Genomic DNA, 6617 nt, shown 5'->3' on the forward strand with positions numbered 1-6617 from the left:
CGTCCTATACGCCATGCTCCGCGACAAGATCCCCTACCAACCCCGCCCAACGGCACCGATCCCCGCTTGACGAAACCCATAGGGACACCCCCCCCGGTGAACACCGAGGACCCACACCACCTAGGCGAAGGGGACTCCGGCCCGGGACCGGCCTGATCGGTCTCCACGGCCTTCCCGCCGACCGGGGGGTCGGTCAGTGGGGACGCGTCGTTCAGGGTAGCTTCTACCCGTCCCACCCCGCCTGCCCGGCTGGGCAGGCGGCCTTCTGCAATCACACGGGAGGTCAACCATGACCATCAGTCGCTCACTCCGTCGCCGCATCTGGATGACGGCGGCCGGGGCCGTCGCCGCCTTCGGCGCCCTGGCCATGACGCCGGGCGCCGGGCACGCCGCGGTGCCGGCGTCGACGGAGGTCCGGGTCGTCGACGCGAAGGCAGTACCGCCCACGGCCTACGAGCCCATCGTGGGCACCTGGGAGGGAGACCTCCTGGGCACGCCCTACAGCATGACGGTCTTCCCGCTGACCGCGACGCATTTCCAGGGGTTGAGTCTCAGCCCCGAGGCCGGGTGTGTCCTGCTCACGGTCAGCGGCAAGGGGTTCAACTACAGCGGCACCGGCTTCCCGCAGAACTGCGACGGCACCGGGTCGTCGTTCGCCCTCACCGTCAAGATCAGCCTCGACCGGCAGGTGATGACCATCCACGCCAGCGAGGGCGACGTCCCGCTCGTCCTGCGGCTCAACCGGGTGAGCTGACTCACCCGGGCGAAGGCGTTGGCCCACCCGGCCGGCGGCACCGCGCCAAACGGGGACGCTGTGGACCCGTTCCCGGGGAAGTGCTTCCCTCGATCGACACTGATCCGCCAGAAACCGGCCCACGCCGCGCGCCGGGCGGGCTGACGCCCCGGGCGACGGCCTGGTCCTCACGACTGCGGGGAGGACCGGTCGCCGGTCCGGCCGTTGCGAGGCCAACGCAGTTGTGGCGGTCACCCCGCACGGGGTGACCGCCACAATCGTCTGTCGCCGGTCCGTCAGCTCCGGGAGTCCACCAGATACGGGAACCTGGTCAGATGGTTTTCAGCTACCAGGAGTGCCGGGCGGTCAGGTCGGGGTTCCGACCGCCGTTAGTCCCACCAGAACCCCCAAGAGTTGGCCCCGATAAGTCGCTCGGCGTAGGCAGCTAGCGTGCACGGCCGGGGGCCCTGCCAGATGTTGTCCGGGCAGAATGCGAAGTGTTCGGCAGCGACGCGAAGCGCTTCGTCGAACTCCTGCGGTGGTGCGGCGACGCTCAGAAAAAGCGTCGCGTACCCGGAGAGGCCCACGACCCGCACTCCGAACCGATCTTCCCAGTCCCGCAGCACAGCGGAAATTTCCGCCGTGTCATTCGTGTAATTGGCTGCGCCCCACCAGCCTGCGACTGCCAGCGAGTCGGCACCGCGTTCGCTGGCGACCAGGCCGAGCCGCATCCCCGGATGGCTCCGCAGTAGGACTTCCGCATACCCGTCCGCGTTACGGCCGGAATCGATCTGTTCGGTCGCGACGGGAGCGATGCCCGGCCACTGCCGCCCGTACGGCGCGGTTACCGCCAGGCGTTCACTCGGCGACAGCATGTCCTCGTCGTCGCTGCTGGTGTGCTGATACCACCACCGAGCCAGCAATGAGGCGGCGTCGTGCTCGCCTGGGTGGGACATATCGCCGGGATACATCTCGCCGTCGGCCCAGGGCCGCGACTCCGCAGCCACATGCTTTGAACCCAAGAGCAGCAACGGCCATAGCCCGGACTCCGCGTGCGCTCCGCGCAGCGGACCCCATAGCCCAGCAGGGGCGGGCTCATCGCTAAGCCAGTACACCGGCCGGTCAAGATCCTGCTCCGATGAGAAGACCGCGCGACCGGGCGGCAACGGCACGGAGAGCTGACGATCGCCGTCACTGAACAGACCGCGCAGATCATCGGGCGCTTCGAAGATCACCCGCAAATTTTAGATCATCACCCAGACCCCGAGTACTCAGCGTTGCGGCCGAAGTCGCAACCTAGGAGCGTTGTCACCCAACATCTGACACAAATCCCTCACCCATCAAGTGGAGCCCGACATCGCCGGCTGCCGGCCGCTCGCTGGTCAGGCGGTGACGGTGTCGCCGCGTCGCACTGCCTGGTCGACCAGCTTGGCCGCTTCCTCTGGGTAGTCAGGGACGTGTCAATGGTGAGGTCGGCGGTAGCCGCGGCTTCGGTCTCGTCCCAGAGCAGTTTGCGGCGGCCCGCCTTGCGCAGACCCGCCGGTCCGCCGCGGCGCGACAGCAGCTCCAGCGCGGCCTCGTGCTGCACTTTCGGGCCGAGGACCCGTTCCAGAGCAGGGTGGATCTGCGTCAGCAGCCCACGGATCCGGTTGGACGCCCGAGTGGCCTCGCCGGCGAGGCCGTCGTCGAAGCCGACCAGGACTTCCAGCTCGGCCAAGGTCTCGTCGCCGGTGTCGACCCGCCGCAACGTGTGCGGCAAGGTGCGGGCAGCGTCGGCGATGACGTAAGCGTCGCGGGCGTCAGTCTTCGCCGCGCCAGGGTGCAGGTCAGCGATACGGCGCATCACCAGGCCGGGCAGGTAGGCCACCTGCTCACCGCACGCCCGGGCGACCGCGACGGGCAGGGCGCCGATGGAGGCGGGTTGGTCGACCACCACCAGGACCCGGCCGTGGCGGGCGGGTTTGTCAAACAGCTGCCGCAGCCGGGCCTCGGTGTTCGGCAACGGCGCGTCATGTAGCCGCTTGCCGTCCGGGGCCAAGCCGACCGCGTGATGATCACCCTTACCGACGTCCAAGCCGAGAAAGACGCCGTATCCGTCGTTCACCGCACCCGCCTCCACGCATCGCATCGTGGCCCCGGCCGCTGGTCCAGGCGTCGGACTGCCGGCAGCCACGTTACGAAGAGACCTACCCAACACGCGTGGCGATGTCCCCATCAGCGGTCCGGCGACGCCACCCGACTCGGCGACAACACCCCCCGGATCATCCGAACGACAGGGGCAGGAAGTCATACCGAGCCGGGCGACCGAGGGTCCCCGGCTGGGAACGATCCGAAAGGCAACGGGGGCGATGGCTGCGCGTGCTTCGGCTGCCGGTCGATCTCCCTTGTTTGAGCATCCTCACGATGTTAGAGTCGATTCGCACTGGCAGACCGGCCGGTCGGTCGACCTGTGGGGCTAGGTTGGGCGGAGCGGGTGTGGCATCCCGTTTGCGGGCAGTATTCGCTTCCGGCTAACGCGACTGGTATGGCCGCCATCAAGTCCGGACGGCCGGATGGAAGCCTGGACAACCCCGGGAGGGGCCGCACGGCAGGGCGACGAACTTTGTTGAGCGTAGTTGCTTGCCGTGGTATCCCTGTCGGGTTTAGGAGTCGGAATTCCGCTGGAATGTGACTCCGAGAGCGCGGCGAAGAAATCGATGGCGTTCCCGGTTGCTTATGTGAAGATCGTTGAGATGGCGGGCGGGACTCTCCGAGTCGGCTTCGCTCGCCGACGTTGTGGAGGCCGTGTGTGTCATCCCATACGGGCGCCACTCGGAGCGCAGCGCTGAGGGAGCTCTCGCCGAATGGCGAGGCACATGCTCGACGAAGCGTTCGTTGTTGGCCGCTGTTTGACCGAACGACGGCCGAGCATGGGGCCGCAGCTAATCCACCGCGTCTATGTGTGTACACCTAAAGACGCCGCTGCCGGATTCGGCCCAGCTGTGGCGCTGCGTTTCCGCGAACGGCTTGTGGGTCGGAATCGGTACGTGGCGATCGAGCTAGACGGGACGTGAGTCATCATCGATATCACCTCCCCTTCCAATGAACGCTGGGACGGCGTACGTATGATGGTCGTCGCTTGTGGACACGGTGCCCACTACGTAGCCGACGCTGATCCCGATGCGGAGAAGCGTGCTCTGGAGGCCCCACCTACTGCGACCCTCGCGTTCGCGATCCTTTTATCGCTGCTCCCGGGATGTCGGAATGAGGACTGGTGACTCGACGGGTTTGTGACCCTGTGGTTGTCGTAGTCGATGACTGGATGCTGCCGACTAGCGGCGCCCACGTACCGATCATGATTTCGGCCGCGGACGCAGATCCCGCCTCCCGACAACATTCATGCAAATGAGACACGTCCAAGCCGAAATGTTACCCAGGAGTCGCGCAGAATCGGGCTATGTCCGCACACATCCCGGGCATGTCGCCTCGCTCCTAGCTCTTCTACACGCGTTAGCCTTCCAGTTCCTCCTTTTAGTTTTTCCGAGCACTGAGACCCGGGTCGAGGTGGGAATCTGGGGCGGCGCCGTCCTTCTGCAGACGCTGGTAATCGTTCATCTCACCACAACTTGGTGGACCAGCCTCGGCGTCAGATTGCCATTGGACGCGCGGGTGACGCGGTGGGACGGCACTGTCGATGTCCTCATCACCGTGTGCGGCGAGGATCTGGATGTGGTGCGCCTAGTAATCCGTGCTGCCCGGGACATGCGAATAGCCCACAACACCTGGGTGCTCGATGACGGCGACAGCCAAGATCTGCACGCGGTGTGTCAGGAGGAGGGTGTCCGCTACCTCAACCGCGCTGACCGCAGCCACGGAAAGGCAGGCAACGTCAACCACGCGCTGCGCCAGACCAGGGGTGACTTCGTTGCCGTCTTCGACGCCGATCACGTGCCGGACACGGCATTTCTGGCTCGGACCCTTGGGTATTTCGTCGATGTGCGAGTGGCCTTCGTTCAGACGCCCCAGAACTACCTTCCCCGAAGCACTCTGGCGGCGCGGGGTGCGAGGCAGGCGCAGAGCGCCTTCTATCGCTATCTCATGCCCGGCAAGGCCCGCCACGGCGCCGCGATTTGTGTGGGCACGAACGTCGTGTTTAGGCGGTCAGCCTTAGACCTTGTTGAGGGCCTGTATCGACACAGCCACTCCGAGGATGTGCACACGTCGCTACGACTGCATTGCGCCGGCCTACGATCCGTCTTCGTGCCCGACGTGCTCGCTGTCGGACTACCGCCGCTGAGTTGGCGTGCGTACCTCGGCCAGCAGCGGCGGTGGGCGCGCGGCGCATTCGAGGTGCTACTCAGCGCCGTACTGTGGCGCTCCAGCCGACTGAACGCGACTCAGCGCTGGCAGTATGCGTCACTGGGCACCCACTACCTCACGTCCGTCATCGGTCTGGCGTTTTCCCTACTGCCGGTGTGCCTTCTATTGGGGGACGTCTCCCCAGTCACAGTCTCTCCGGTCGCACCTCTGTTGCTGTTTGTGTCAGGGCTACTGAGCATCGCGGTCGCTAACCGGATACAGACCGGATCGGCGGGGCTGGCCGCGATGCTCGCCCATGTGCTGGCGACGCCCGCGCACGCGCTCGGGCTGGTCGACGCGCTGATTCGGCGCACCAGCGGATGGGTGCCTACCCATGGGCGTCAACGACCCTCGCCTTTTTCGGCCGCGTATGTGATTCTCGGCGTGCTTGCTGTGGCGAACCTGCTCGCGGTGTTGATGGGCGCCGCACGGACGGCGGCCCGGGGCGGCTACGCTGGCGCTGCGGCGGCGCTGGGGGTGCCGTCAGCCGACGGGCTCTGGCTCGCCTTTCCGCTCGCGTGGTGCGCCGCTCAGGCCGCCCTCTTCCTTCTGCCGGCCATAGCACGGCTGCGGCGGGCGCGGCTGGGAGCGCGGGCGTCCGCTGTCGTCGCCCTCCTGGCCACCGCTTCAGTCGCTGTAGCGGCGAGCCTGCCGCCGCGGCCGTCTCGTCCGGCACCGCCTGCTCCAGGTGTATGGCGCGACGACTTTGACGGGCCCGCTGGCCAGCTCCCGTCACCCGCAGACTGGATCGTCCAAACCGGACATCACTACCCCGGCGGACCGACCAACTGGGGCACTGGCGAGATCCAGCGGTATGAGCGCTCCCCGCGCAACGTACGACTTGATGGAACCGGAAACCTCATCATCACTGCGACTGTCGACGGTGATGGGCAATATCACTCAGCCCGGATAGAGACCCGCCGCGCCGACCTCGCTCCTCCGACGGGTGGAACGCTGCGGATGCAAGCTCGGGTTCGACTGCCAGCGGCGCGCGGCAGCTGGGCGACGTTCTGGGCACTGGGCAGTTCCTTCCGGCGGGATCTGCGTTGGCCACAGTCGGGCGAAATCGACGTCATCGAGTACCGGGGCTCGGCAGCCGATGAGGTCTACGGGGTCTTGCACTGTCCTGGTTGTAACGAGCCGGTGGGCCGGCGGGCTCGCCATCATGACGCAGGCGGCCTCACAGGCGATTTCCACACCTACACCGTTGATTGGCATGCTCAGCCGAGACGAATCGATTGGTACGTCGATGGCGCGCACTATCAGTCAATCACGCCCGAGGCCGTCGACGGCGATTGGGCATTCGACCAACCGGTGTTTTTGTTGGTCAACCTCGCCGTCGGTGGCTGGTGGCCGGGGCAGCCAAGCCCAGAGGACTACCCGGCCCACATGGTCGTCGACTACATCGAAGCCCGCGCCTGCCGGTCCTCGTGCGCGCCGCTCGAGCCGAGGCGGAAGGGGTGAGAAGCGGACGCGTTTAGTTGGGCATGCTTCTATCGCAAACAACTAGCTCGCCGCGAAAACCGAGTTGGCCGCCGATATGATC

General features: G+C 66.4%; 3 protein-coding genes and 1 pseudogene. 2 read left to right on the plus strand and 2 right to left on the minus strand.

Annotation, left to right across the window (positions count from 1 at the left end):
• The first annotated feature begins 289 nt into the window (after window positions 1–289).
• On the plus strand, window positions 290–754 hold the full coding sequence (locus ACIP9D_RS32690) for a hypothetical protein (RefSeq protein ID WP_350877542.1): 465 nt from the start codon (window positions 290–292) through the stop codon (window positions 752–754).
• Window positions 755–1122: 368 nt separating this feature from the next.
• On the opposite strand, the gene ACIP9D_RS32695 is transcribed toward ACIP9D_RS32690, so the two are convergent.
• Together ACIP9D_RS32695 and ACIP9D_RS32700 are read right to left on the minus strand one after the other, a co-directional pair.
• Window positions 1123–1968, minus strand: a complete 846-nt coding sequence (locus ACIP9D_RS32695) for a DUF4253 domain-containing protein (RefSeq protein ID WP_350877540.1) — start codon at window positions 1966–1968, stop codon at window positions 1123–1125.
• A 272-nt stretch (window positions 1969–2240) separates the two neighbouring features.
• Window positions 2241–2861: pseudogene (locus ACIP9D_RS32700) on the minus strand (IS110 family transposase); the annotation flags it as partial.
• A gap of 1415 nt (window positions 2862–4276) precedes the next feature.
• On the opposite strand from ACIP9D_RS32700, the gene ACIP9D_RS32705 reads away from it, so the two are divergent.
• Window positions 4277–6535: a glycosyltransferase gene (locus ACIP9D_RS32705; protein ID WP_350877538.1), complete on the plus strand. Its 2259-nt coding sequence runs from the start codon at window positions 4277–4279 to the stop codon at window positions 6533–6535.
• The last annotated feature ends 82 nt before the right edge of the window (window positions 6536–6617 follow it).

Origin of the sequence: Micromonospora sp. NPDC093243 (assembly GCF_044753725.1) — a bacterium.
Taxonomy (GTDB): domain Bacteria; phylum Actinomycetota; class Actinomycetes; order Mycobacteriales; family Micromonosporaceae; genus Micromonospora.